General features: G+C 33.7%; 27 protein-coding genes and 1 tRNA gene. 14 read left to right on the forward strand and 14 right to left on the reverse strand.

The window, feature by feature from the left end:
* Nucleotides 1-33: 33 nt before the first annotated feature.
* The 10 genes from scpA to dnaA all read right to left on the reverse strand — a co-directional run bounded on the left by scpA (nucleotide 34) and on the right by dnaA (nucleotide 10,163).
* Nucleotides 34-2,172 (reverse strand): methylmalonyl-CoA mutase, encoded by a 2,139-nt coding sequence (gene scpA / locus LPB87_RS01900; RefSeq protein ID WP_230604641.1) that lies wholly within the window; start codon nucleotides 2,170-2,172, stop codon nucleotides 34-36.
* 39 nt (nucleotides 2,173-2,211) lie between these two features.
* Nucleotides 2,212-3,582, reverse strand: a complete 1,371-nt coding sequence (locus tag LPB87_RS01905; protein WP_230604642.1) for a methylmalonyl-CoA mutase subunit beta — start codon at nucleotides 3,580-3,582, stop codon at nucleotides 2,212-2,214.
* A gap of 24 nt (nucleotides 3,583-3,606) precedes the next feature.
* Nucleotides 3,607-3,930, reverse strand: coding sequence for a septum formation initiator family protein (locus LPB87_RS01910; protein ID WP_129537487.1), 324 nt, complete (start codon nucleotides 3,928-3,930; stop codon nucleotides 3,607-3,609).
* Nucleotides 3,931-4,041: 111 nt separating this feature from the next.
* On the reverse strand, nucleotides 4,042-4,650 hold the full coding sequence (gene udk / locus LPB87_RS01915; protein WP_230604644.1) for a uridine kinase: 609 nt from the start codon (nucleotides 4,648-4,650) through the stop codon (nucleotides 4,042-4,044).
* Nucleotides 4,651-4,850: 200 nt separating this feature from the next.
* Nucleotides 4,851-5,732: an SDR family oxidoreductase gene (locus LPB87_RS01920; RefSeq protein WP_164998639.1), complete on the reverse strand. Its 882-nt coding sequence runs from the start codon at nucleotides 5,730-5,732 to the stop codon at nucleotides 4,851-4,853.
* 77 nt (nucleotides 5,733-5,809) lie between these two features.
* Nucleotides 5,810-6,937, reverse strand: coding sequence for a methionine aminotransferase (locus tag LPB87_RS01925; protein ID WP_230604646.1), 1,128 nt, complete (start codon nucleotides 6,935-6,937; stop codon nucleotides 5,810-5,812).
* 100 nt (nucleotides 6,938-7,037) lie between these two features.
* On the reverse strand, nucleotides 7,038-7,331 hold the full coding sequence (locus tag LPB87_RS20775) for an energy transducer TonB (protein WP_129537490.1): 294 nt from the start codon (nucleotides 7,329-7,331) through the stop codon (nucleotides 7,038-7,040).
* Between the two features lie 170 nt (nucleotides 7,332-7,501).
* Nucleotides 7,502-8,224 (reverse strand): SAM-dependent methyltransferase, encoded by a 723-nt coding sequence (locus LPB87_RS01935; protein ID WP_129537491.1) that lies wholly within the window; start codon nucleotides 8,222-8,224, stop codon nucleotides 7,502-7,504.
* An 18-nt stretch (nucleotides 8,225-8,242) separates the two neighbouring features.
* On the reverse strand, nucleotides 8,243-8,728 hold the full coding sequence (locus tag LPB87_RS01940; RefSeq protein ID WP_129537492.1) for a low molecular weight protein-tyrosine-phosphatase: 486 nt from the start codon (nucleotides 8,726-8,728) through the stop codon (nucleotides 8,243-8,245).
* A gap of 7 nt (nucleotides 8,729-8,735) precedes the next feature.
* A complete protein-coding gene (gene dnaA, locus LPB87_RS01945; RefSeq protein ID WP_039111581.1) occupies nucleotides 8,736-10,163 on the reverse strand; it encodes a chromosomal replication initiator protein DnaA in 1,428 nt (475 codons plus the stop codon).
* A gap of 188 nt (nucleotides 10,164-10,351) precedes the next feature.
* Here dnaA and LPB87_RS01950 point away from each other — a divergent pair, with 188 nt between their 5' ends.
* Entirely contained in the window at nucleotides 10,352-10,762 is a 411-nt protein-coding gene (locus tag LPB87_RS01950) for a thioesterase family protein (RefSeq protein WP_129537493.1), read from the forward strand.
* A 24-nt stretch (nucleotides 10,763-10,786) separates the two neighbouring features.
* On the opposite strand, the gene LPB87_RS01955 is transcribed toward LPB87_RS01950, so the two are convergent.
* From LPB87_RS01955 to ribD, 3 genes are read right to left on the reverse strand one after another with little or no spacing between them, the layout of a single operon-like run.
* Nucleotides 10,787-11,419, reverse strand: coding sequence for a YigZ family protein (locus LPB87_RS01955; RefSeq protein ID WP_230604647.1), 633 nt, complete (start codon nucleotides 11,417-11,419; stop codon nucleotides 10,787-10,789).
* A gap of 9 nt (nucleotides 11,420-11,428) precedes the next feature.
* Nucleotides 11,429-12,031 carry an HAD family phosphatase gene (locus LPB87_RS01960; protein ID WP_230604648.1) on the reverse strand — a complete coding sequence of 201 codons (603 nt, stop codon included), beginning with the start codon at nucleotides 12,029-12,031 and terminating at the stop codon, nucleotides 11,429-11,431.
* Complete coding sequence (gene ribD, locus LPB87_RS01965; RefSeq protein ID WP_230604650.1) at nucleotides 12,024-13,079, reverse strand: bifunctional diaminohydroxyphosphoribosylaminopyrimidine deaminase/5-amino-6-(5-phosphoribosylamino)uracil reductase RibD; 1,056 nt, start codon at nucleotides 13,077-13,079, stop codon at nucleotides 12,024-12,026. The genes LPB87_RS01960 and ribD overlap by 8 nt, the downstream gene beginning before the upstream one ends.
* 106 nt (nucleotides 13,080-13,185) lie before the next feature.
* Between ribD and LPB87_RS01970 the strand changes: the two genes are divergently transcribed.
* Genes LPB87_RS01970 through prmC form a run of 3 tightly spaced genes read left to right on the forward strand, consistent with a single transcriptional unit; the run spans nucleotide 13,186 to nucleotide 15,372 of the window.
* Entirely contained in the window at nucleotides 13,186-13,671 is a 486-nt protein-coding gene (locus LPB87_RS01970; protein WP_129537497.1) for a GNAT family N-acetyltransferase, read from the forward strand.
* 4 nt (nucleotides 13,672-13,675) lie between these two features.
* Complete coding sequence (locus tag LPB87_RS01975; protein ID WP_230604652.1) at nucleotides 13,676-14,485, forward strand: hypothetical protein; 810 nt, start codon at nucleotides 13,676-13,678, stop codon at nucleotides 14,483-14,485.
* A gap of 32 nt (nucleotides 14,486-14,517) precedes the next feature.
* Nucleotides 14,518-15,372 (forward strand): peptide chain release factor N(5)-glutamine methyltransferase, encoded by an 855-nt coding sequence (prmC, locus tag LPB87_RS01980; RefSeq protein WP_230604654.1) that lies wholly within the window; start codon nucleotides 14,518-14,520, stop codon nucleotides 15,370-15,372.
* A gap of 92 nt (nucleotides 15,373-15,464) precedes the next feature.
* Here prmC and LPB87_RS01985 read toward each other — a convergent pair whose 3' ends face one another.
* Nucleotides 15,465-16,709 carry an ABC transporter permease gene (locus LPB87_RS01985; RefSeq protein ID WP_230604655.1) on the reverse strand — a complete coding sequence of 415 codons (1,245 nt, stop codon included), beginning with the start codon at nucleotides 16,707-16,709 and terminating at the stop codon, nucleotides 15,465-15,467.
* Nucleotides 16,710-16,853: 144 nt separating this feature from the next.
* On the opposite strand from LPB87_RS01985, the gene hisS reads away from it, so the two are divergent.
* The 10 genes from hisS (at nucleotide 16,854) to LPB87_RS02035 (ending at nucleotide 26,536) form a co-directional block, all read left to right on the forward strand.
* Complete coding sequence (hisS, locus tag LPB87_RS01990; protein WP_230604657.1) at nucleotides 16,854-18,227, forward strand: histidine--tRNA ligase; 1,374 nt, start codon at nucleotides 16,854-16,856, stop codon at nucleotides 18,225-18,227.
* A gap of 306 nt (nucleotides 18,228-18,533) precedes the next feature.
* A tRNA-Trp gene (locus LPB87_RS01995) sits at nucleotides 18,534-18,604 on the forward strand.
* 353 nt (nucleotides 18,605-18,957) lie between these two features.
* Entirely contained in the window at nucleotides 18,958-19,536 is a 579-nt protein-coding gene (locus LPB87_RS02000; RefSeq protein WP_129537501.1) for a nucleotide exchange factor GrpE, read from the forward strand.
* 96 nt (nucleotides 19,537-19,632) lie between these two features.
* The gene (dnaJ, locus tag LPB87_RS02005) at nucleotides 19,633-20,748 is read left to right on the forward strand and encodes a molecular chaperone DnaJ (protein WP_129537502.1); all 1,116 of its coding nucleotides are present in this window, start codon (nucleotides 19,633-19,635) and stop codon (nucleotides 20,746-20,748) included.
* Between the two features lie 169 nt (nucleotides 20,749-20,917).
* Nucleotides 20,918-21,838 (forward strand): ATP-binding cassette domain-containing protein, encoded by a 921-nt coding sequence (locus tag LPB87_RS02010; protein WP_230604660.1) that lies wholly within the window; start codon nucleotides 20,918-20,920, stop codon nucleotides 21,836-21,838.
* A 150-nt stretch (nucleotides 21,839-21,988) separates the two neighbouring features.
* Nucleotides 21,989-23,305, forward strand: a complete 1,317-nt coding sequence (locus tag LPB87_RS02015; protein ID WP_129537503.1) for an ABC transporter permease — start codon at nucleotides 21,989-21,991, stop codon at nucleotides 23,303-23,305.
* A 175-nt stretch (nucleotides 23,306-23,480) separates the two neighbouring features.
* Nucleotides 23,481-24,644 (forward strand): sigma-54 dependent transcriptional regulator, encoded by a 1,164-nt coding sequence (locus LPB87_RS02020; RefSeq protein WP_230604662.1) that lies wholly within the window; start codon nucleotides 23,481-23,483, stop codon nucleotides 24,642-24,644.
* Between the two features lie 97 nt (nucleotides 24,645-24,741).
* Entirely contained in the window at nucleotides 24,742-25,395 is a 654-nt protein-coding gene (locus tag LPB87_RS02025) for a DEAD/DEAH box helicase (protein WP_230604664.1), read from the forward strand.
* A 38-nt stretch (nucleotides 25,396-25,433) separates the two neighbouring features.
* Nucleotides 25,434-25,652, forward strand: coding sequence for a DUF2007 domain-containing protein (locus LPB87_RS02030; protein ID WP_129537506.1), 219 nt, complete (start codon nucleotides 25,434-25,436; stop codon nucleotides 25,650-25,652).
* An 80-nt stretch (nucleotides 25,653-25,732) separates the two neighbouring features.
* Nucleotides 25,733-26,536, forward strand: coding sequence for a Cof-type HAD-IIB family hydrolase (locus tag LPB87_RS02035; RefSeq protein ID WP_230604666.1), 804 nt, complete (start codon nucleotides 25,733-25,735; stop codon nucleotides 26,534-26,536).

Here is a 26,536-nt window from a genome sequence, read left to right on the forward strand (position 1 = left end):
AAAACCTGCAAGTGATTGCAGGTTTTTTGTTTTTTAATCAATTAGGATTTCTAAGATTGTTATTGCGGCTTCACTAATTTTTGTTCCAGGGCCAAAAACAGCAACTGCGCCAGCATCAAATAAATATTGATAATCCTGTGCAGGGATTACGCCACCCACAATCACCATAATATCTTCGCGGCCATGTTTTTTAAGTTCTTCAATAACCTGTGGCACTAGCGTTTTGTGTCCTGCAGCAAGTGAAGAAACACCTAGAATATGAACGTCGTTTTCTACAGCTTGCTTGGCTGCCTCTGCGGGGGTTTGGAAAAGCGGACCAATGTCTACATCAAAACCTACATCGGCATAACCAGTTGCAACTACTTTTGCACCTCTGTCATGTCCGTCTTGCCCCATTTTGGCAATCATAATTCTTGGGCGACGACCTTCTTGTTTTGCAAAGGTGTCGGCCAATTGTTTTGCTTTCTCGAAGCTTTTGTCGTCTTTTATTGCTGCACTGTACACGCCACTAAAGGATTTAATTTGTGCTTTGTATCTGCCAAAAACAGTTTCTAATGCATCACTAATTTCGCCTAATGTGGCACGACTTCTAGCTGCATCAATAGCTATTTCAAGTAAATTTCCGTCGCCAGTTTTTGCACAATGGATTAATTTTTCGAGTATTACTTTTACTTTTTCAGGATCTCTCGTGGCTTTAATATGGTCGAGTTGGGCAACTTGTTGTTTTCGAACCATTTGATTGTCGACATCAAGAATCTGTAAAGGATCTTCTTTTTCTAGTCGGTATTTGTTAACACCAACAATTATATCTTGTCCGCTGTCTATTCGGGCTTGTTTTCTTGCCGCAGCTTCTTCTATTCGTAATTTTGGAATTCCAGCTTCGATGGCTTTGGTCATTCCGCCTAGCTCTTCTACTTCTTCAATAAGTTTCCATGCGTTGGTAACTATCTCATTTGTTAAGCTTTCTACATAATAACTACCTGCCCAAGGGTCAACAGTTTTTGTTATTTTGGTTTCTTCCTGCAAGAAGATTTGTGTATTACGAGCAATCCTAGCCGAAAAATCGGTTGGTAAGGCTATGGCCTCATCAAGTGCATTTGTGTGTAAAGATTGTGTTCCACCAAAAGCTGCTGCAGTGGCTTCAATACAAGTACGTGCCACATTGTTAAATGGATCTTGCTCAGTTAGACTCCATCCGCTAGTTTGACAATGTGTTCTTAATGCTAAAGATTTTTCGCTTTTGGGATTAAATTGCTGGACCAATTTAGCCCAAATCATTCTTCCAGCGCGCATTTTGGCAATTTCCATAAAGTGATTCATTCCTATTGCCCAGAAAAAAGACAATCGTGGCGCAAACTCATCTATAGACATTCCGGTTGCTAATCCAGTTCTGATGTATTCTAATCCGTCAGCAAGAGTGTAAGCTAATTCAATATCAGCTGTTGCGCCTGCTTCTTGCATATGATATCCTGAAATAGAAATCGAGTTGAATTTTGGCATTTTTTTGCTTGTAAATTCAAAGATATCAGCAATGATTTTCATCGAAGGAGTTGGTGGGTAAATATAAGTGTTACGCACCATAAATTCCTTTAAGATATCATTTTGTATTGTTCCTGAAAGTTTTACTGGAGGAACACCTTGCTCTTCGGCAGCCACAATATAAAAAGCCATAATTGGTAAAACGGCGCCATTCATTGTCATGGAAACTGACATTTCTTCAAGTGGAATTTGATCGAATAAGACTTTCATGTCTTCGACTGTATCAATTGCAACCCCAGCTTTTCCAACATCACCCACAACACGTTCGTGATCTGAGTCGTAGCCACGATGTGTAGGCAAATCAAAAGCTATTGAAAGGCCTTTTTGTCCGGCAGCAAGATTTCTTCTGTAAAAAGCATTACTTTCTTCAGCGGTTGAAAATCCGGCATATTGACGAATTGTCCACGGACGTCGCACATACATAGTGGCGTATGGCCCGCGTAAATTGGGCGCAAAACCAGCTCCAAAACCAATGTGTTCTATATTTTCAAGATCTTGTTCGGTATAAGTTGCTTTTAAATCTATACCCTCGGCAGTTTCAAAGTTTTTAGCTGGTTGTTGGTTCTTAGAAACAACGTCTAACTTCTCACTTTTGACATCTAGCTTGATATGGTTGAGGTCTTTTCGTATCATTGAAACACTTTTTGTATGGGTTGTTACTTTAAAATTGAATTATTCAAGAGCTAAACGTTCCTGTTCTAATTTCTCAGACAACCGTTTTTCTATTATTGGTGTAATTAATGTCTTTCTAGGTTTTATTTTTACAAAAGGAAAGAGTTCTAGATCATGTTTCATTTTGTCGTCTTTGTTCGGGTATTTATTTGTTCCGAGCAATATTTCTTTCTTTGTGTCAAATAATTCTTGTTCCTTATCTGCACTTTCCTGAATTCTTCTTTTGATGGTTCCTTCGGTCAAAAGTTTTAAGAAACCACCATTGGTCTCGATTTCTTTAAAAAGCGTTAATGCTTTTTCAGCAAGTTGCTTAGTAAGACTTTCGATATAATAACTTCCGTCGGCAGGGTTATTGACTTTGTCAAAATAACTTTCATTTTTGAGAATCAATAGTTGATTACGAGCAATTCGATCTCCAAATTCATTGTCTTTGTGATATAAAGCGTCGTATGGTAAATTAGCAATTGCATCAGCACCACCAATTATTGCCGACATGCATTCGGTTGTGGTACGTAGCATATTTACATTGTAATCATACAAGGTTTTATTTCGTTTTGTTGGCGAAACTAATAAATGACATTCTAGATTCGGATTGTATTCAGTTGCAACTAAATTAAAAAGCAATCGCAAAGCACGAAGTTTTGCTATTTCAAAAAAGTAATTAGTACCCACAGATATTTCTAATACTATAGTTCCATTTATAGAAGGAATTCTATTAAAATATTCGTTGGCATGAGCAACAGTGTAAGCAATTTGTTGCACCATATTGGCACCTGCATTTTGATATAAACCTGAATTTATACTTATTAATGACTCATTTGGAATTTCTTTTGAAAGAATTTCAAGTGTTTCAAAATTGTTCTTTTGTTTGGTTGTAAATGAAAACCAATTTCCATCTTTGGCCAATTGCCCAATTGGATCAATAGTGTAATAAAAAGTGGCTTTTTTTTGTTTCGAGATTGTATTTAATCTTTTAACGAAATCGATTGAGATGAAATTCAAATTGAAGTAAACGTTTTTATTTTCTAACGTTAAATTTTGGAATAATTTTTCCACATCAATGGAGTCGTCCTCAATCGTAAAGCGTAGGCTTTCGGCTCCTCTTTTTAAAGAATCTATAGCCCTTTCAACTGATTTTAAAAGGTCATGAACAAAAATGTTCTGGCATATTTTAAAATCAGTTGCTTTGGTTGTTATATCAACAGGCTTTATATCTTCATCATTATGATAAAATGGTTTTACCTGAATGTCTTCTGGTGAATTCCAAATCAGGGTTTCGTTATAATCGGCACCATCCAATTCAAATTGTATTTGTTGTTTCCACTGTTTGGATGATACAGGACTAAAATTATCGAAAAGGGGAGTAGCCATTTTTATCTTTTTATAATTCTGAGTTTATTTTTTTTTGATTGTGTCGCCTTCAAATTCGATGATGTAAATGTCTTCACTATCTTTTTTCATAAAGTACTTTTCTCTAGCATATTTCTCAATCTGCTCAGGGTTTTTAAGTTCTTTTATTTGTTCCTGATCTTTTTTTATTTCTTCCTGATAATAGGTTTTATTGTCTTGTAACTCATTTATTTGATTATCGAGGAAGCGATGGTCAAAATAGGAGTAATTATCTAGAAAAACCATCCAGATTATAAAAAACAATAAGACCCAAACGTATTTGTTGCTTAGGAATTTAAACCAAGATTTGTCTTTATATGGATTTTTCATTTTTTATTTTTTAGCCCCGGTAGAGTCGATATCCTTTGTGAGGAACGAACAAAGATAAAGGCGAAAACGGGATTAGCTCCTAATTATTAATGCAATAAATTTACAATAAAATTATAGAATACGTTGCGTAATTACTGCACGAACTACATCTATTGCTACAGTGTTGTATTTGTCGTTTGGAATTATGATGTCTGCAAAAGCTTTAGTTGGTTCTATAAATTGTTCGTGCATAGGTTTTAACGTGTTTTGGTAGCGTGTTAAAACTTCATCTAAATCACGTCCACGTTCTGCGATATCACGCTTTAAACGTCTGATAAGTCTTTCGTCTGAATCGGCATGAACATATACTTTAATGTCAAAAAGATCTCTAAGTTCTGGGTTTGTAAGAATTAAGATTCCTTCTACAATCATTACCTTTCTTGGGTGTGTGCTAATTGTATCTTCGGTTCTGTTATGAGTTATAAAAGAATAAACAGGCTGATCGATAGTTTTTCCTTCTTTAAGGTCTTTTAAATGGCTTACTAATAAATCGAAATCTATCGCACGTGGATGATCAAAATTAATTAGAGCTCTTTCATCAAAAGATAGATTTTTATTTTCTTTGTAATACGAATCCTGAGAGATTACGCCCACTTCAGCATGAGGTAATTCATTCATGATTTGATGTACTACGGTTGTTTTCCCGCTTCCTGTTCCGCCTGCAATTCCAATAATGAGCATAAAAATGTTGTTATAATTTGAAGCCGCAAAAATAATAATTAATACGGATTTGTCATTAGATAAAATTTTTAAAATTGCATATAGTTTTTATCTTGTTTTTTGATGGATTATATAAAAATAAAAGGCTTCAATTACACTGTAATTGAAGCCTTTTGTGCAATCAGAGATTTGTTTAAATACCTGACTTTAGTAAGCACTTATTATTTGTTTTTCTTTGCTTTTATCATCATTTCTAGCTGATCCCAAAGTTCTTCTGGAATTGCTTCTAATAAATTAAATTGCCCAGCTCCTTTTAACCATTCGCCACCATCGATAACAATTACTTCGCCATTTACGTAGGCTGAGAAATCAGAGACTAAATAAGCTGCTAAATTGGCTAATTCTTGGTGGTCTCCCACACGCTTTAATGGCACTTTTTTTGACATGTCAAATTTTTCTGCAAGATCTCCAGGAAGCAATCTATCCCAAGCTCCTTTTGTTGGGAATGGTCCAGGAGCAATTGCATTAGTGCGAATTCCGTATTTTGCCCACTCAACAGCAAGACTTCTTGTCATGGCAAGAACACCTGCTTTTGCAGTTGCGCTAGGTACCACATAAGCAGATCCTGTCCAAGCATATGTAGTTACAATATTTAAAACCGTTGCAGCTGTTTGTTTGGTGTCGATCCAGTGTTTTCCAAAAGCAAGAGTACAGTTTTTAGAACCTTTTAATACGATATCGATAACAGTGTCAAAAGCATTAGCAGATAATCTTTCGGTTGGTGAAATGAAATTTCCAGCAGCGTTGTTTAGTAAAACATCTACTTTACCAAAAGCTTTTAAAACTTCTTGTAGCATGTTTTCTACTTCTTCATAATGACGTACATCACATTGCAAGGGCAGGCAGGTTCCACCAGTTTGTGCCTCAAGTTCTGTTGCTGTGTTTTTTAGTTTTTCTAAATCTCTCGACGTAATAGCAACTTTTGCACCTAATTCTAAAAAGTATTTGGTCATCGCTTTTCCTAAGCCACTTCCTCCACCGGTTACCACTATTACTTTGCCTTGCAAGGCATCGTCTCTTAACATTTTATCTGTATAACTCATGTTTTTTTAAGTTTAAAAGGTAAATATATGAATTTAATAGTATGCATGCATAATATATATGTTAATTTTAGTTTGTGCTAAATGCTACATAATCGTTTGGCAGCTGCTTCTAGTGTAGTGTTGTCTTTGGCGAAACAAAAACGGATTAATTTTAAATCTTTTCCATTAGCATAGAAAGTTGAAATAGGTATTGCGGCTACTCCGTATTCTGTAATTAATTTTTTGCAAAAAGTAACATCATCTTCATCGGAAATTGACTTATATGATGCGACCTGAAAATAAGTTCCTTCGCAAGCTTTTAATTCGAATCGGCTTTTTTCTAGTAGTTTTTTAAAGTAATCTCTTTTCTCTTGATAGAATTCGCCAAGTTTGGTTACATCAACAATATCTAGATATTCGCTTATGGCTACTTGAGAAATGCTGTTTACGCTAAAAACTAAAAATTGATGTACTTTTTTAATCTCTATCATTAAGTGTTCTGGTGCTACTACATATCCAATCTTCCATCCTGTAATATGAAATGATTTTCCAAAAGAAGAAATCATGATACAACGATTAAGGAGTTCTTGGCGGGTATGTGCTGAGATGTGTTTTTCTTCAAAAGTGATGTATTCATATACTTCGTCAGATAAGACTAATAGATCGGGGTATTTTTCGAGGATTTTTTCTAATCTTATAAAGTCCGCTTCTGCTAAAATTTTCCCTGTCGGGTTATGCGGATTATTGATAATTATCATTCGGGTTTTTGCCGAGCAAGCCTTTTCTATAATTTCCCAATTTGGTGTATAATCATCGTTTAAGGGAACTCGTACAGAATGTGCATTGCACAATAATACAGGAGCTTCATAGCAGTCATAACTCGGATCGAGAATTATTACTTCATCGTTTGCTTTAATTAATGCTAATATGGTGGTGAAAATACCTTGTGTAGCCCCAGCAGTTACTAAGATTTCGGTTTCTGGTTGAACTACCCGTTTGTATGAATCTAGAACAAGTTTGGCTATTTTGGTTAATAGCGGTGGGTAACCTGACATGGGTGTATATTGGTGAACATTCTCGGTTGCGAGACGTTTTACAATACTAGTTAGTCGTTCGTCAACTGGAAAATTTGGAAATCCTTGCGATAGATTAATTGCATTGTGTTCGTTTGCCATTTTAGACATAACGGTAAAAATACTTGTGCTAATCTGTGGAAGTTTGCTCATAAAAATCTATAATTACTTTCATAAAGATAGCTTTTTTATGATAATTTGAATTTCTTTTATGAAATCAATATTTTTTTCTAAAAAGAGAATTTGTGATTTGTTAGTTTATAGCAATTGGCAAAGTATAAACTACTCTTACGGGGTTGTTTTTTATTTTTGCGGGTGTCCATTTTGGAGATATTTTTAAAACCTGTATAGCTTCAGCTCTATGGTCCATGTCTCCTAAAACTTTAATATCGCTTAATGTTCTATCTTTTTCTATTACAAAGCCTATATGTATTCTTCCTGTTATTTCTGTTTTTGGATTTTTATAGTTCTCTTTTATAAAACGTTCAAGTGCTTCCGCGCCTCCTGGGAATTCTGATTTTATGTCAGCACGTTCATTGTAATAGATGTGATTTTACTATAATATACAGTTTGTTTCGGGATAGTTTTATCAACTAGACCTACTGTAAGAACAAGAAGGTCGTCTTCTTTAGTAGCTTGAGAAAATATATTTTGTATAAAGCAAATCAAAATGAGGATTAAAAAAATCTTCATAGATGATATGGTTATGCGATTTGATTACATTTTGTGGATAATGAAAATCGTTGGGCGATTGTGTAAATCTACTTTTATTTTTTTCCAATCAGAAACACGCATCGTTTTGATAAACTCGGTTGGTAGAGTAATGTCTGTAGCAATACAAAGATGCGTTGCGGGATTTAATATTTGTAAAATATCTTCGACTAATTTATTGTTTCTGTATGGAGTTTCAATAAAAAGCTGTGATTGATTTTTATCCTGGGATAACTTTTCAAAATACTTTAATGCTGATTTTTTTTCGTCTTTATCAATAGGTAAGTAGCCATTGAAAGTAAAGCTTTGTCCGTTCATTCCAGAAGCCATCATGGCCAGTAAAATTGAAGAAGGGCCCACTAGCGGCACCACCTGAATTCCTTTTTCATGTGCTAGCTTTACAATTACAGCACCTGGATCGGCAACGCCAGGGCAACCAGCTTCGCTCATTAGCCCAACGTTTTTACCTTCTAATAGAGGTTTTATGAAGTCTAAATGTTCGCTTGGTTCTGTGCGTTTATTTAGCGCAAAAAGTATTAGTTCGGATTGTTTTTTTTCGGGAGAAACTGCTTTTATTGACTTTCGTGCAGTTTTTTCGTTTTCAACAATATAATGATCAATGAAATCAATGCTTCTCTTTATTGTTTGTGGTAAGACATCCATAGGATCGCTTTCGCCTAAGGTTGTCGGAATCAAATAAAGTTTACCTAATAAAGAAGTGGGTTTCATGTGTTTTATTTTTTTGTTTTATACAGCCGAATTTGGATTTTGATGTTTGGCTATTAGTTTTTTTGCAATCACTTCAGAAACTTGGTCTAGCATTTCGTAAACTGAGTCAAATCCGTTTGGTTTTCCATAATAAGGGTCTGGAACATCAACATTTTCGGAAGGGAATAATTCGTTTAGAATAAGTTGAACTTTGTCTTTTTGTTCTTGGTTTTTTGTCAATGTAACCACGTCATCATAATTAGAATTATCCATGACGTAGATGTAATCGAAAATATCAAAATCAGAAGTTTTGAATTGTCTTCCTTTTTGGTTGGAAATATTTAATCCATTTTTTTTTGCTATGGCAATAGAGCGTTCGTCGGGAGCGCTACCAACATACCAAGAACCTGTACCCGCCGAATCAACTAAAAAATCATCTTTAGGTAATTTTGAGGCTAATATGCCTTCGGCTAATGGTGATCTGCAAATATTACCCAAGCAGACCATTAAGATTTTTATGGGCATGTTGCGTTTATAGCGTTAGTTTTTTATTGATATCTTCGACAAATTTTTTGAATTGTTTGTCTGTAGAGACTAAGTTGTCAACAGTTTTACAAGCATGTAATACAGTTGCGTGATCACGATCACCAATTTGTGAGCCAATATTTGCTAAAGATGCTTTGGTGAATTTCTTTGCAAAAAACATAGCTAATTGTCTTGCTTGAACAACGTGCCTCTTTCTAGTTTTAGATTGAAGTGTTTCGATGTCTAGCTGGAAATAATCAGATACAATTTTTTGAATGTAATCAATAGAAATTTCTCTTTTTACATTTTTAACGAATTTTTCGACTACACTTTTAGCCAGTTCAATTGTTACTTCTTTTTTGTTGAAAGAAGATTGCGCAATTAATGAAATAATTGCTCCTTCTAGTTCACGTACATTAGATTTAATGTTGCGTGCTACATATTCGATAATATCTTCTGGAATTTCAACTCCATCACGATACAAAATGTTTTTTAAGATAGAAATTCTTGTTTCGTAATCTGGTTGATGTAATTCAGCAGATAATCCCCATTTAAAACGTGATAATAAACGTTGTTCAATGTCTTGCATGTCTACAGGAGCTTTGTCAGAAGTCAAAATTACCTGTTTTCCGTTTTGATGTAAGTAATTAAAAATATGAAAGAAAACGTCTTGAGTACCTGATTTTCCAGATAAGAACTGAACGTCGTCAATAATTAAAACATCGATTAACTGATAAAAGTGAATGAAATCATTACGATTGTTCTTCTTTACCGAGTCAATATATTGTTGTGTGAAAATTTCGGCAGAAATATATAAAACCGTTTTTTCTGGATATTTGTCTTTTACTTCAACGCCAATTGCGTGAGCTAAGTGTGTTTTACCTAAACCTACGCCACCAAAAATCAATAAAGGATTAAATGATGTTCCTCCAGGTTTGTTGGCAACAGCCATACCTGCAGAACGAGCTAATCGGTTAGAATCTCCTTCAAGGAAATTGTCAAAGCTATAATTTGGGTTTAATTGAGACTCAATTTTTAAATTACGTATTCCAGGAATTACAAAAGGATTTTTTAATTCAGGATTTAAGTTTTTAAACGGAGCATCAACGTCTTGAGGTTTCATTGGGCCTCTATTAGCACTTGGTAACTGTTCCGTAAACGGTTGTTTGTTACCATAAGTGTTTTCCATTTTAATTTTATAGAGTAACTTTGCATTTTTCCCCAGTTCTTTGGTAAGGGCAACTTTAAGTAATTTTACATAGTGCTCTTCCAACCATTCGTAGAAAAATTTACTTGGGACTTGAATATATAATGCGTTGTCGGTTAGCTCAACTGATTTGATTGGCTCAAACCAAGTTTTGTACGCCTGATCTTGAATGTTGTCTTTTATGAAAGACAAACAGTTTTCCCATACCGATTGTGCAGTTTTAGTCATAGATTCAATTAAATTTATGTGTATTGATAATATTAGTCTTATAAAAACGAGGTTGGATATTTGTCATTTTTTAAGATAACAAATATGTGAACAAATTTCGTTAAAAAAAAATATTTTGGATGGTAATTTTATAAAATATTATTGTAAGGCATGCTGTAAAATGTAAAATTTTTTTTAATAAATATATAATGAAAAATCATCAAACTCAAGTGCGTGTTCGTTACTCAGAAACGGATCAAATGGGAGTCGTTTATCACGGGAATTATATTCCCTATTTTGAAATAGGTCGAGTGGAATGGCTTAGAAATAAAGGGGTTTCGTATAAAAGCATGGAAGAAAGCGGTATTGCTTTGCCGATCGTTTCTATGAATATTAATTATAAAAAATCCGCACGATATGATGAATTATTAACAGTGCATACAACATTTAAAAGTCAGACTTCTGTTAAGATAGAATTTGATTGCGCAATCTATAATGAATCAAATGAGTTATTAACAACTGCTGTGTTTATTTTGGTATTTGTATCTCTAAAAACAGGTCGTCCAATGGCTCCTCCGAGCTACATTTTGGAGCTTCTTAAAAACATTGATAATTGCTAATATTTGGCTTAAATGAGGGCGGTTTCAGCAAGGTTTTATATCTATTTCAAACATTGAATCAAAAATGTCGAATACCATTTCGGCATTTTTTTTGCGTATTTGAACCGTTATCTTACCAATTGGCAGGCCTGAAACCTCGTTTATTTCCATTTCTTGGGATATAATTTCTAATTTTTTTTCTTTAATTACGCGCATTACTTTGTTCATGTTTTTGTAATCAAACGATATTAAAAACTGAACATCAATCGTTTTTTCGACAATTTCACAAACTTCTAATGTCATTTGTGCTGTTGTTCGGTACGCTGCAATTAAACCTCCAACACCTAATTTGATTCCTCCATATATACGTACAATAACAATAATAACGTTTGTGACGCCAAAAGATTGTATTTGTCCATAAATAGGCATTCCTGCAGTATTGCTCGGTTCTCCATCGTCATTGGCTCTGTAGCTTATAGTAGGTTCAATTCCTAATTGATAGGCATAGCAATAATGTACAGCACTTGGATGTTGTTTTTTTAAAGTTTCGATAATGGGTTTAACTTCTTCTTCGGATGTTATTGGGTAAGCATAGCCAAAGAACTTGCTGCTTTTTTCTTTGTACAAGACTTCTTTCGAAGGGTAAGCTATTGTTTGGTAAGTATCTTTGATTTCCAAGATTATTTTTTAAATTATTTTTTTGTCAAATAAATCTACGACATCTTCTTTTCCTACTTGTAGGTTCCAGACCTGAAGGCCTAATTCGGCTGCGGCATTGGTGTTTTCGATTTTGTCGTCAACAAACAACGTTCGTTTTGGGGATAGCTCGTGTTTGTTTATAATGTAGTTGTAGGCTTCGTGATTTGGTTTTCTCATTCCAATTTCGAACGAAAAATAGACTTTTTCAAAACATTGGTAGAAATCACTGTAAAAGGAAACTCCAGTTCTGTGTTCGAATGTTTTAATATGAATTGAATCGGTGTTGCTTAATAAGAACAGCCTATATTTTTCAGAAAGCATTTGAAGGAATTCTAATCGGTATAAAGGGAAATCAAGTAAGATTGCATTCCAGGCATTGAGAATATCTTTTGTTGAAGCATTTGGGATTTCTTTTTGAAATCCGGCTATAAATTCTTCTGGTGTGATATTGCCTGTTTCGAATTTAATATTCAATTGATCTAAATTATTATTCCATTCAGATAGGCCAAGTTTTTTTAACCCATCAATTGTGGCTTGTTTGTCTAGGTTGATAAAAATATCCCCAAAATCAAAAATGATAGTGTCAATCATGGTTTCTAACTTGTATTAATTCGTCTTTGCCAATGTATGTTGTTTCTGATTTTTTACTAGCAACTTTAGGAGCTTTAGTGCCTTTTGTAAAGTAAGTATTTCCAACAAAAAAACGCCCTTCATCCCAAAGATTAGTGTCAATAAAGGTTTGTAAAGTTTGCAGTCCGCCTTCAATAATAATCGATTGAATTTGGTGTTGGTACAAGACTGCAAGTATTTGCGGGATTATATTTTCTTTAAAATCAATTACTTCAAAGATAAGGTTTTCTTTTTCAATGGCAATTTTGATTTTTGTAAATACGATAGTTTTAACATCGTTGCTAAAAATATGACTGTCTTGTGGAATGCGATTGTTCTGGTCTAAAATTATCCGAACAGGGTTGTTTCCTGCCCAATCACGAGTGTTTAATTTAGGGTTGTCATCGATTACGGTTTGTGTTCCTACTAAAATGGCTTGTTCCTCACTTCGCCATTTGTGTACTAGCTGTCTGGAGTATGTGTTTGTAATCCAGATAGGTTCTCTTTTTGCGATTGTATTGTTGTCTTTTTCTGGAGCTAAAAATCCATCTTTGGATACTGCCCATTTTAAGATTATATACGGTCTTTTTTGTTGGTGAAATGTAAAGAAACGCTTGTTTAGTTCGTTACATTCGTCCTCTAAGACTCCAATAACAACTTTTTTTCCAGCTTCAAGGAGCTTTTTAATTCCTTTACCTGCAACTTTTTCGTTTGGATCAACTGTTCCAACTACTACATTTGGAATCTCATGTGTGATAATTAAATCGCAGCAAGGAGGTGTTTTTCCAAAATGGCTACAGGGTTCCAGGCTTACGTAAATAGTTGCTTTTTTTAGTAACGATTTATCTTTTACGGAGTTTATAGCGTTTACTTCGGCATGAGGCTCGCCGGCTTTTTTATGCCAGCCTTCTCCTATAATCGTATTATTATAAACAATTACACTACCAACCATGGGATTTGGGTATGTAGTTCCTAAGCCGTTTTTGGCAAGCTGAATGCAGCGTTTTATGTATTTTTCATGTATATTCACAATGCAAAAGTAGTTATTTTTGAGTTTATGATTTAGTTTTGAAACTATCTAAAATAACAATAAAGTATATTTACTTTTGTGTTTAAATAAGGCAGAATACGAAGAAATGGAAAATTTGATTATCAGAAAAATAATAAAAGAAGACAATCAGGCTGTGGCACAATTAATAAGAGCAGTTTTTGATGAGTTGAATATCCCGAAAGTAGGAACGGCATATGAGGATCCGTATTTAGACTTTATGTTTGAAGAATATAATAAGCCCAAATCAGTTTATTATGTGGTTGAAAACAATGGTAAAATCGTAGGATGTGCAGGAATTGCTCCTTTAGCGAATGAAGTACCAGTAATTTGTGAGTTGCAAAAGATGTATTTCTTGCCTGAAACTCGTGGCTTAGGAATAGGAAGTAAAATGATGGACAAATGTTTGGAGAGTGCTAAAAAATTTGGTTTTGAAAATTGTTATATCGAAACAATGCCTTTTATGCATGCTGCCCAAAAATTATATAAAAAATCAGGTTTTGAATATCTTGATGCTCCAATGGGGAGCACGGGTCATACTTCATGCCCAGTATGGATGTTGAAAAAACTATAAGCGTATGAAAAAATTAGTTGTTGGAATTGTTTTGATTTCAATCCTATTGTCGTGTAAAGATTCTAAAGAAGTAAAAATAGAAAAAACTGTCGGAGTTAGTGAAAAACCAATTGTAAAAGATTCTGTTCAAAAAGTAGAAGAAGTTTCGGATGGAGATTTAAAAAATGACTTTGATATTTTGTTACCTAGAAGTTATAGAAGTTATGAAGGTGAAAATCCTGCTGCTTCTTTAACTAAAGCATGGATTGATTTATATGAACAGAATGGGGAGTATTATTTAGGGAAGGCAGATTATAAAACAGAAAAAGGATTCGATGAATGTTCTGGAGATTCTTTAATATCAATTATTCCTAAAAACAAATCAATTATTTTTATGGATTATCCTAGTTTGAAATTAGGGAAAATACAGTCTTTAAAAATTAATAAAGACAAAATATGGCCAACCGAAAAAGTAACTTATACATTTAATAATATCAATTATACTTTGCGTGCCGAAGGCAAAGTGCTTTCTTCTGAAATAGTTTCTACAGATGATAATAAAGAAGAGGTTTTTAAGAAGGTCGAAAGCTATAAGCTTTATTTAACTGCGGGGAATACTTCGGAAAAATTACTTTTAACAGAGCAGTCATTTAACGATACATTTGTAGTGTTGCTTTTTGTTGGAGATATTGATGGTGATGGAAAATTAGACTTTGTTTTTAGTGCAAATAGGGATTATGAAGAGGAACGAGTAATTTTGTTTCTTTCATCAAAAGCAAAAAGTGGAGAAGCGATGAAAAGAGTTTCTGAAGTTGCAGTGCAATTTGATTGCTAATTAAGGGCTGCTTTTTAATAACAAATATAAAAATGAAAATAAAACAATACAGAACGCAATTTATTCAAGAGCTTTCAGGGATTTACGATGTTCTGGAAGTGGAGAGTTTTTTCTATTTAATTTTAGAAGAGAAACGAAATCTTAAGCAAATAGATTTGGCTTTAAATCCAGATTTGTCTTTTTCAGACGAAGAAATTAAGGATTGGAATATTCTGGTTACTGAATTAAAAAAGGAAATCCCAATTCAATATTTGTTAGGGAAGACTAATTTCTACGGATTGGATTTTGAGGTAAATCCCAATGTTTTGATTCCGCGACCAGAGACAGAAGAGTTGGTGGAGTGGATCATATCTAATCATCTTGCAACTCAAAAAAACAAAAGTTTAAAAATTTTAGATATAGGTACAGGAAGTGGTTGTATTGCAATTTCGTTGGCTAAGAATCTTCCTAAGGCTCAGGTTTTTGCTATTGATGTTTCAGAAGGAGCTTTGGCTACAGCCAAAAGGAATGCTATCTCTAATGACGTTTCGGTTACTTTTTTGCATCGAAATATTCTGGAAACTGATGATTTAATGCAGGGATTTGATGTTATTGTATCGAATCCGCCTTATGTTCGAAATTTAGAAAAAGAAGAAATCAAGAAGAATGTTTTAGATAATGAGCCTCATTTGGCGCTTTTTGTAGCCGATAATAATGCATTGATTTTTTACAGAAAAATAGCAGAATTGGCACAGAAAAATTTAGTAAAAAATGGAAGCCTTTATTTTGAAATCAATCAATATTTAGGCAAAGAAACAGCTGAGTTACTCGAGAATTTAGGCTTTAAAAACATTGAATTGCGCAAGGATATTTATGATAATGATAGGATGATTTTTTGTGTGAAATAAATTTTTTGTTTTGTGAAAAGTGAAAAGTAAAATGAGAGTTTCCTCCAAGGTTTTTTGTAACCTTGGAAGAAATACTACGACTGTAAACTGAATTATTCGTAGCGTAAAGCTTCGATAGGGTCAAGTTTGGATGCTTTTATTGCGGGATATAATCCTGACACAATGGCAACTACAAAACTGGTGCTGAAAGCAGCGAAAATTGCCATCCAAGGAATTACGAATACAAATTTCATTGCAGATGCAAATGCAAAACCAACCAGGATTCCTAGAATAATTCCGATTAAACCACCTAATTGTCCTATGAGTAAGGTTTCGATAAAGAATTGTACGGCAACCGTCGACTTTTTAGCTCCCAAAGCTTTACGAACACCGATTTCGCGGGTACGCTCTGTTACCGACACGATCATGATATTCATTAAAGCAATCGATGAACCTAAAATAGTAATGATGCTAATAGCCCATGCTGCTAAGCCAAGGTATTGTGTGATACTGAGGATGCGATTGATAAGATCATCGCTTCGTACTACGCCAAAATTATTATCGCGTATGGGGCTTAATTTTCGAACGCGACGCATGGTGCTTGTTGCATTATCGATAGCTTGATCTAGTAATTCTTTTTTAGAAACCATTACGCTTATCGTATAATTTATGTTTGGTGCTGTAAATAAAGAACGGGCTACTTGTATCGGAATTAGTACGCGTAAATCCTGACTGTTTCCAAATGTGGATCCTTTTTCTTTTAATACGCCAATAACTTTAAATCGTGCGCCACGAATAGAAATAATTTTATCAATTGGATTTACGTCTTTTAACAATCCTTTCATGAAATCAGAGCCTAATATGCATACGTAAGTATTGTTCTCGATATCAAATTGATTAAAGGTTCTACCTATGCTAGTTTCTAAGCCTGAGTTACCAATAAAGTGCTCGTCGACACCTAGAACTTTAATTTCGGGATCGGTTTTAGTGGATAGGTATTTTACTTCGGCGGTAGAAGTTGCTGTAAATGAAAGCGATGTTTCGGTAAATGGGTATTTGAATTTGTTTTTGAAAGCGACAGCTTCGGGATACGAAATGATAGGGTTTATGATTTCTCTTTCGTTTCCACCACGATTTCTAACTTCGTTTTCGTATTGATTAATATTGAAGGTGTTTGCTCCCATAGAAGCAAAATCGGTAGAAATGGTATTTTCTAAAGCCGAAACTACGGTTAGAATTCCAACTAAAGCAGTGATGCCGATTGCAATAATTAAAACGGTAAGAATCGTTCGTAATAATTGAGTTCGGATCGAACCAAATGCAATTCGGATATTTTCTTTGAATAATTTTAGCATCATACTAGTTTGTCACGAAAATACAATTTTTGTTACAAGTTTGTTTTAGAAGAGTCATTATTTATTTTAAAATTGAGATATTTGCATTCGATTTACAATTCTGAGAAATCTGAAACTATAAGTCTAAAATTTAAAATACCAAATTAAATGGCATCAAAACCTAGTATTCCTAAAGGAACCAGAGATTTTTCACCAACCGAGGTGGCAAAGCGTCAATATATTATTCAAATTATAAGAAGTAATTTCGAGAAATTTGGTTTTCAACCAATAGAAACGCCTTCATTTGAAAATTCGGAAACCTTAATGGGTAAATATGGCGAAGAAGGTGATCGCTTGATTTTTAAAATATTGAATTCAGGTGACTATTTGTCTAAAGCAAACGAAGCGCATTTAGAAGCAAAAGACAGTACGAAATTAACTTCTAGTATTTCTGAAAAAGCCTTACGTTATGATTTAACTGTTCCTTTTGCAAGATATGTGGTACAGCACCAAAACGAAATTGAATTTCCTTTTAAAAGGTATCAGATTCAGCCAGTTTGGCGTGCAGATCGTCCGCAGAAAGGACGTTTTAGAGAGTTTTTCCAGTGTGATGCCGATGTTGTTGGTTCAAAATCATTGTGGCAGGAAGTAGAGTTGGTACAATTATATGATACTGTTTTTACTTCTTTGGGGTTAAGCGGTGTAACAATAAAAATTAACAACCGAAAAATATTATCTGGAATTGCAGAAGTTATTGGAGCTTCGGATAAATTAATTGATTTCACAGTTGCATTAGATAAGCTTGATAAAATAGGTGAAGATGGTGTGAAAAAAGAAATGATGGAGAAAGGAATTTCGGAAGAAGCCCTTGTAAAAGTGCAACCATTATTTAGTTTTACAGGAACTATTTCAGATAAAATTAATCAGCTTTCTGATTTATTAGCTTCTTCAGAAGAAGGGATGAAAGGAGTAGAGGAATTGCGATTTATATGTGACAATGTTTCTAGTTTAGGGTTGTCTACTGCAATCTTAGATTTGGATGTTACTCTTGCTCGTGGCCTCAACTATTACACAGGAGCAATTTTTGAAGTTGGTGCGCCAAAAACGGTTGCAATGGGATCTATTGGCGGTGGCGGAAGATACGATGATTTAACTGGTATTTTTGGATTGAAAAATATGAGTGGTGTTGGAATATCTTTTGGATTAGATCGTATTTATTTAGTATTAGAGGAGTTGCAATTGTTTCCTGAAACTGTTACAGCAACTTCAAAAGCTTTGTTTATAAACTATGGTGATAAAGAAGCATTTTATGCGCTAAAAGCCATTCAGGAATTAAGAAAAGAAAATATTAAAGTTGAATTATATCCTGAGAATGTAAAGGTAGGAAAACAGTTTCAGCATGCGGATAAACGTGCAATTCCTTTTGCGGTTATTGTTGGTGATGTAGAAATGGAATCAAATTTGTATTCGCTTAAAAATTTGCTAACAGGCGAACAAGTTTCGGTTGATTTAGAGGGATTAAAGAAAGCATTATTGGTATAAGAGTTTAACCGCAAAGTGCGCTAAGATTTAATTTTACTCACGCATAGAAAACACAAAGTTCGCAAAGCTAGATCAACACAAAGCTTTGTGAACTTTGTGTTTTTATAAAACAATACTTTTAAAAACTTGATGGTCTTTGCGGTTATTTCACAAAGTTTTTGTTTTGATTAAAGAATGTAAAATCCACAAAGTTCTGGAGGTGATTGTGTTAGTGGATTGTTGGAATTTATTAGCTTAAATCTTTTCAAATTTGCGTGAAATAATTGGTGAGAAAGAAAAAAAAGCGTTTAATTTGCGGCTCTAGTTACGGGCGTAGTTCAAGGGTAGAATAGCGGTCTCCAAAACCGTTGATGGGGGTTCGAATCCCTCCGCCCGTGCAATTACTTTGACAGAGGCTTTCAGTTAGAAGGTGTAAAAAAAGCAAAAAAAAGCTTCGTCTATTAGGCGAAGCTTTTTTTATTATAGTAAAGTTGAATTAATAATTTATTATAAAAGCCGAAGGCTAACCTTTGATTCAATTTTAATAGATAATAATAACGATTTTGTTATTACCTCAAATGTATTTAATCCTGAAGGTAATTCTCTTAAAATTATATTAATTTTTTGAGAATATCATTGCTTTAGATGGATTAAATCGTGGCTGAATAAAATGAATATTTGTCAAAAGATGACAATTTGACATTTTATAAGATTTGGCAGTACTTTTGCAATCCATAGAAAAGAATAAAAAATGAAGTTTAAGAATATTTTTAAAAATAAAAGTAATATGACTACGGAGAATACAGAAATCGATCAAGAAATAGATGACGTAACGTTAGAGAATAATGCCAATGGCGAACAAATTATTATTGAGGAATTAAGTGTAGAAGAACAATTAGCTCAAGACTTAGCCAAAGAAAAAGATAAATTCTTGAGATTGTTTGCTGAGTTTGAAAATTACAAAAAAAGAACTTCAAAAGAAAGAATGGATTTGTTTAAAACCGCTAATCAAGAGGTGTTGTTAGCAATGCTTCCTGTATTAGATGATTTTGACAGAGCAATGGTTGAAATCAGCAAATCTAATGATGAAACATTGACTAAAGGAGTTGAGCTAATTCACGAAAAACTAAAAAGCACTTTAGTTGCTAAAGGTTTAGAGCAAATTGAAGTGAGAGCAGGAGATGCATTTAATGCAGATTATGCAGAAGCTATTACTCAAATTCCAGCACCTTCAGATAAATTGAAGGGTAAAATCGTTGATGTTATAGAAAAAGGATACAAATTAGGAGACAAAATTATTCGTTTTCCTAAAGTTGTCGTTGGAAACTAAAATAACAAATTATAAATCCCAAATCCCAAATAGATAGTTTTGAATTTTCAGAATTGAGTTATTTATTGGGTTTTGTTTTTTGGAATTTAAACAATTATGAAAAAAGATTTTTACGAAATATTAGGCATTTCAAAAAATGCGGATGCTGCTGAGATTAAAAAAGCGTACCGTAAATGTGCGTTAAAATATCATCCGGATAAAAATCCGGATAATAAAGAGGCAGAAGAGAACTTCAAATTGGCTGCAGAAGCATATGAAGTTTTAAGCGACCCTAATAAAAAAGCCAAATACGACCAATACGGACACCAAGCCTTTGATGGTTCAGGTGGTTTTGGAGGTGGTGGACATGGTGGCATGAATATGGATGACATATTCAGTCAGTTTGGCGACATCTTCGGAGGCGGATTTGGTGGTTTCGGAGGAGGCGGTGGCGGAGGCCCTCGTCGTACTAAAGGAAGTAATCTTAGAATTAAAGTTAAATTAACTTTAGAAGAGATTGCAAATGGTGTTGAGAAAAAAGTAAAAGTAAAACGTAAGGTTCAAGCCAAAGGGGTTACTTATAAAACATGTTCTACATGTAATGGTCAAGGGCAGGTAATGCGTGTGACTAATACTATTTTAGGTAGAATGCAATCCGCTTCGACTTGTCCAAGTTGTGGAGGTTCTGGTCAGATTTTAGATAAAAAACCTGCCAATGCAGATTCGCAAGGAATGGTTCAGGAAGATGAAACTGTATCAATCAAAATTCCTGCAGGAGTTGTTGATGGAATGCAGTTAAAAGTTTCTGGTAAAGGAAACGATGCGCCAGGAAATAGCGTACCAGGTGATTTAATTGTTGCAATTGAAGAACTTGAGCACGAATTACTGAAGCGTGAAGGAGAAAATTTACATTACGATTTATATATAAGTTTTCCAGAAGCTGTTTTAGGTATCTCAAAAGATATTGAAGCGATTAACGGAAAAGTACGAATTAAATTAGAAGAAGGAATTCAATCTGGGAAAATTCTAAGATTGAAAGGAAAAGGAATTCCAAGTATCAATGGATACGGAAATGGAGATTTATTAGTACATGTGAATGTTTGGACACCAAAAACATTAAGCAAAGAGCAAAAACAGTTCTTTGAAAATGCTTTGAATGACGAACATTTTACTCCGCATCCTGAGAAAACGGATAAATCATTTTTTGAAAAAGTAAAAGATATGTTTTCATAAACAATCTTAATCTTTTGTAAAACGTTATAATTAATTTACAACCCGTCTTAAACTTTGTTTAAGACGGGTTTTTTTTTGTAACAATATGAAGTATTCGCTACTAATTATTTACTTTTACACACGCGAGGCCAAAAAGGCCATATTGATTTAGTAAATCCAAAAAAAAAGCATGAGCAACTTACTCGAAGTACATAATGTCGTAAAACAATACGGTGATTATGTTGCGCTTAATGAAGTTTCATTAGATGTTCCTAAAGGTAGTATTTACGGACTGTTAGGGCCCAATGGAGCAGGAAAAACATCACTTATACGAATTATAAATCAGATTACTTATCCAGATAGTGGTGAGGTAATTCTTGATGGCGAAAAATTAGACCCAAAACATGTTCAACATATTGGATACCTTCCTGAAGAAAGAGGTTTGTATAGTTCTATGAAAGTAGGAGAGCAATGTTTGTATTTGGCTCAGATGAAAGGATTGTCTAAAGCCGAAGCTAAAAAACAATTGGAATATTGGTTTGATAGGTTAGAGATACAAGGATGGTGGAACAAAAAAGTTCAGGAATTGTCAAAAGGAATGGCACAGAAAATCCAATTTGTAGTTTGTGTATTGCATAAACCAAAATTGTTGATTTTTGATGAGCCATTTTCAGGTTTTGATCCAGTTAATGCCAATGTCATAAAAGATGAAATTTTGGCATTAAAAGAACAAGGGGCAACAATTATTTTTTCGACACACCGAATGGAAAGTGTAGAGGAACTTTGCGATCATATTGCTTTGATTCATAAATCGAATAAACTGATTGAAGGAAAATTGGTTGATGTAAAAAGACAATTTAAGACAAATAGTTTTGAGGTTGGTATATTGACAAATAACGTCGAAGGTTTGATGTATGATATTACACAAAAATTCACTGTTTTGCCTGCAAATTTTAAATCATTAGGAGATGAATTAAAACTAGAAATTCAAATAAATAACGCTACTCCAAATGAATTATTGAATATATTGACACAACGCGGACAAGTGACACATTTTGTTGAGAAAATTCCAAGTGTAAACGATATTTTTATTCAAACAGTAACGAAATAGATTGTTAGACTTGCTTAGATTTTTGGACTACTTAGGTTAATCTTAAAATCTAATAAGCCCAAGAAAGTCTAGAGAAATCAAAAAAAATGAATAATCAAATAATCTAAGCAAGTCTAAGTAGTCTAAAAATCTAACAATCTAAAATAAAAAATGAGTATTATATCATTAATTATAAAAAGAGAATTTATTTCTAAAGTTCGTAATAAGTCATTTGTTGTAATGACTTTTTTAAGTCCGCTATTGTTTGTTGGGATAGCTGCTTTTATCGGATATTTAAGTTCTATGAAAGCTGAAACAAAACGTATTGCAATTCATGACGAAACGGGTTTGTTTGCTTCACAGTTTACAAAGCAGAATGCGAAAAATATTGAGTTCAGATATCTTGATTTATCAAAAGTGCCATTACAATCACTAAAAGATAGTATTGCCAAAGAAAGTTTAGATGGATTGCTTTTGATTCCTAAAACGGATAAGATAAAAGATTTAGAAGGTCGGATTGAATTTATATCAAATAATAGTCCAAGTATTTCTTTTATAGAAAACACACAAAATACAATTGCGGACGAGATTACGAGAATTAATTTTCAAGAAGCAGATTTAGATACATTAGCGATAAAAAATGCTCAGGCAAAAGTAAATATTCATCTTGCAAAAGCATCTGGAGAGGAAAGTTTAAAAGGACTAAATGAAATAAAAATTGCTATTGGAGGATCATTTGGCTACTTGATAATGATGTTTATTGTTATTTATGGTAATATGGTTATGCGAAGTGTAATCGAAGAAAAAACCAATAGAATTATTGAGATTATTATCTCATCAGTAAAACCTTTTCAGTTAATGATGGGTAAGATAATTGGAACTTCATTAGCAGGGTTGTTACAGTTTTTAATTTGGGCAGTAATAGGATTTGCTTTAATGTTTGCTGCATCGGCATTTTTTGGTGTAAATGTTGGTCCAACCGCCAAGATTCCGCCAGAGTTAATGCATGCAGCTCAAAAGGAATTTATAGGAACAGCACAAATGTATATCAATGAATTATGGAATTTGCCAATTGCAAGTATCTTAATGGGATTCGTGGTTTATTTCATAGGAGGTTATTTTTTATATAGTTCGTTTTATGCCGCTATTGGGGCAGCGGTTGATAACCAAACTGATTCGCAGCAATTTCTTTTGCCTATTATTATGCCTTTGATTTTGAGCGTTTATATTGGTTTCTTTACTGTGGTGAATGACCCGCATGGGACTATTGCTGTAGTGTTTTCGATGATACCGTTAACCTCACCGATTGTTATGTTAATGCGACTTCCGTTTGGAGTGCCTTGGTGGCAAATAGTTATTTCAGTAACTTTATTGTTTGCTTCGTTTTTTGCAGTAGTTTGGTTTGCTGCCAAAATTTATCGCGTAGGAATATTGATGTATGGTAAGAAACCTACATGGAAAGAATTATATAGATGGCTTAAATATTAAAAAAGTAACAAAGGTACTGAGCGACAAAGGGACAAAAGCTTTAGGTTTTGTGCCTTTGTTCTTTTTTAACCTTGTGGTTAATATTAAAATAATAATAAAGCTGTTGGGTTATAAAGTGACAAAGATTTTAAACTTTGTACCTTTGTGCCTTTGCAACTTAGAATCTCAAAAAAAAATGAGTAAAATACTAATTATAGAAGACGAAGCAGCTATTCGTAGAGTACTTACCAAAATACTATCAGAAGAAAATGATAGCTATCAAGTGGAGGATGCAGAAGATGGTATTTCGGGACTTGAAAAGATAAAAAATAACGATTACGATTTGGTTTTGTGTGATATCAAAATGCCAAAAATGGATGGTGTTGAGGTATTGGAAGAAGTGAAGAAAATCAAACCTGAGATTCCAATGGTTATGATTTCTGGCCATGGTGATATGGAAACAGCAATTCATACCATGCGCTTAGGAGCATTTGATTATATTTCAAAACCGCCAGATTTAAATCGTTTGTTAAATACAGTTCGTAATGCTTTGGACAGAAAAAAGCTTGTTGTTGAAAATAAGATTTTAAAGAAAAAAGTAAGTAAAAATTATGAAATGATCGGTGATAGTGAAGCTATTAGTCATATTAAAATTATGATTGATAAAGTAGCCGAAACCGAAGCAAGAGTTTTAATTACAGGGCCTAATGGAACCGGAAAAGAATTGGTTGCACATCAACTGCATGAAAAAAGCGGACGTTCTAATTATCCTTTAATTGAAGTAAACTGTGCTGCGATTCCTAGCGAATTAATCGAAAGTGAGTTGTTCGGACATGTAAAAGGTGCTTTTACATCGGCTGTAAAAGACAGAGCAGGTAAGTTTGAAGCAGCTGACAAAGGGACTATCTTTCTAGATGAAATTGGGGATATGAGTCTTTCGGCCCAAGCCAAAGTTTTGCGTGCTTTACAAGAAAGCATGATTACAAGAGTAGGAGCTGAAAAAGATATAAAAGTAGATGTTCGTGTGGTTGCCGCAACGAATAAAGATTTAAAAATCGAAATTGCAGAAGGACGTTTTCGAGAAGATTTATATCATCGTTTGGCTGTGATTTTGATAAAAGTTCCACCTTTGAACGATAGAAGAGAAGATATTCCTGCTTTGATTACTCATTTTGTTGAGAAAATAGCATCAGAGCAAGGAAATGCTGTTAAGTTATTTTCGCCTCAAGCAATACAATTATTGCAAGAATATGATTGGACAGGAAACATAAGAGAGTTAAGAAACGTTGTGGAACGCCTCATTATATTAGGTGGAAGTAAAATTTCTGAAACAGATGTAAAAATGTTCGCAAGCAAATAAAAATTAATTTAATGATTTAAAAATTTAAAAATTTAAAGATTGAACTAACGTAGAATCTTTAAATTTTTAAATTTTTTAAATTTTTCAATCTTTGAAGATGAAACTAAAAAAAATAAACGAAAAGTTACAGGAAGCATTAATTGAAAACGGTTTAACTGAAGCTAATGCATTGCAGCAGGAAACTTTTTCTACACTAAAGAGTGGGGTAGATTGTATTGTTGTGGCTCCAAAAGGAAGTGGGAAATCAACAACGATTGTATTGAATGTTATTCAGCAATTGGCAGGTAAAAATGAAGAATCACCACGTGCTTTGATTATCGTAGAAGACAAAGCAAAGGTGCTAGAAATGGAAGAACTTTTTGAAAAATACGGTAAGTATAATAATCTTGAGGTTTACGGAGTACATGACAAAGGAGATATGGATTATGATAAAAACTATATATCGACTGGGATTGACGTTTTAATCGGTACGCCAAATAAACTAAGCGATATGTTTACTACTGCAGGATACAATGTAAACCGTTTGAAAATGTTTATTTTAGATGATGCTAATCCAATCTTAAAATTACGTCATGAAACTAAAATCATGCGTATTTCAAATAGTATTGCTAAAACGCAACGAATTGTTTTTGCAGAACAACTGACAGAAAGCATCGAAATTTTAACTGATAAAATGTTACTGGAGCCTTATTTATTCGAAATAGATGAGGATGAAGATAACGAGGATGAAGAAGAGGATATTGAAGAATAGATTTTAATTAAGACATTAATAAATAAAATAGAAATGATATGGGATTAATGAAAGTATTTTCGGGGAGTGAAATTTTAGCACAAGCGTTACAGCAAAAATTGGAAGAGGCGCAAGTAGATACAGTAATTAAAAATAATATCCAATCGGCTCGTTTAGGTGGTTTTGGAAATACAGATTTAGCTGTTGAAGTATTTATTCAAGAGACTGATTTTGCAAAAGCAAATCCAGTTATCGAAGACTTTAGAATGAGTCTTTAAGGACAAGTAATTAAGCTTACAGTTTTCAGTCGCAGTTTACAGTGTTTACTGTGACTGAAACGGGTAACTAAAAAAAGAATATGCAATATAAAATGCTGGTTTTAGACATGGATGATACCTTGTTGACCGATGACCATAAAATTTCGGAAATTAATAAAGAAATGCTTCTTAAGGCTCAAGAAAAGGGCGTTTATGTAGTTTTGGCTTCTGGTAGACCAACTTCGGCTATGACTTCTTTTGCAAAAGAATTGGAATTAGATTTAAATAATTCCTATATGATTTCTTTTAACGGAGCTGTTATAAGTAGCGTAAAAGAGGATGAGGTGCTTTTTGAGCAAACTTTGTCAAAAGAACAAATACACGAATTGTATGATTATAGTGTGGAAAAGAAAACACACATTATTACCTATTTGAATAACGAGATTATCAGCGAAACAGACTCTGAGTTTATTGAAATAGAAAAGACAATTACTGGTTTAAAGCATACTAAAGTCACAAGTTTTAAAGAGGCAGTTACTACTAATGCTGTGAAATGTATTTTGCTCGAAGAGCCAAATTATTTGAAAGGTCTTGAAAGTGATTTAAAAGCGAGAATGCCTCATTTAAGCGTTGCAATGTCTAAGCCTTTTTTCCTTGAAGTAGCTCAAAACGGAATAGATAAAGCAGCAAGCCTAAAGCTTTTGGCAGATAAATTAAACATTCATCAAAGCGAGATTATTGCTGTAGGAAACGCAGGCAATGATTTAACGATGATTGAATATGCAGGTTTAGGAGTTTGGGTAGACAACGTTACTCCCGAATTACGAGATAGAGCCGATGTTATTGTTGCTTCAAATAATGATCATGGTGTTGCCGAAGTAGTGCAACGATATATTTTAAACTAA

Origin of the sequence: Flavobacterium sp. EDS (assembly GCF_020991525.1) — a bacterium.
Taxonomy (GTDB): Bacteria; Bacteroidota; Bacteroidia; order Flavobacteriales; family Flavobacteriaceae; genus Flavobacterium.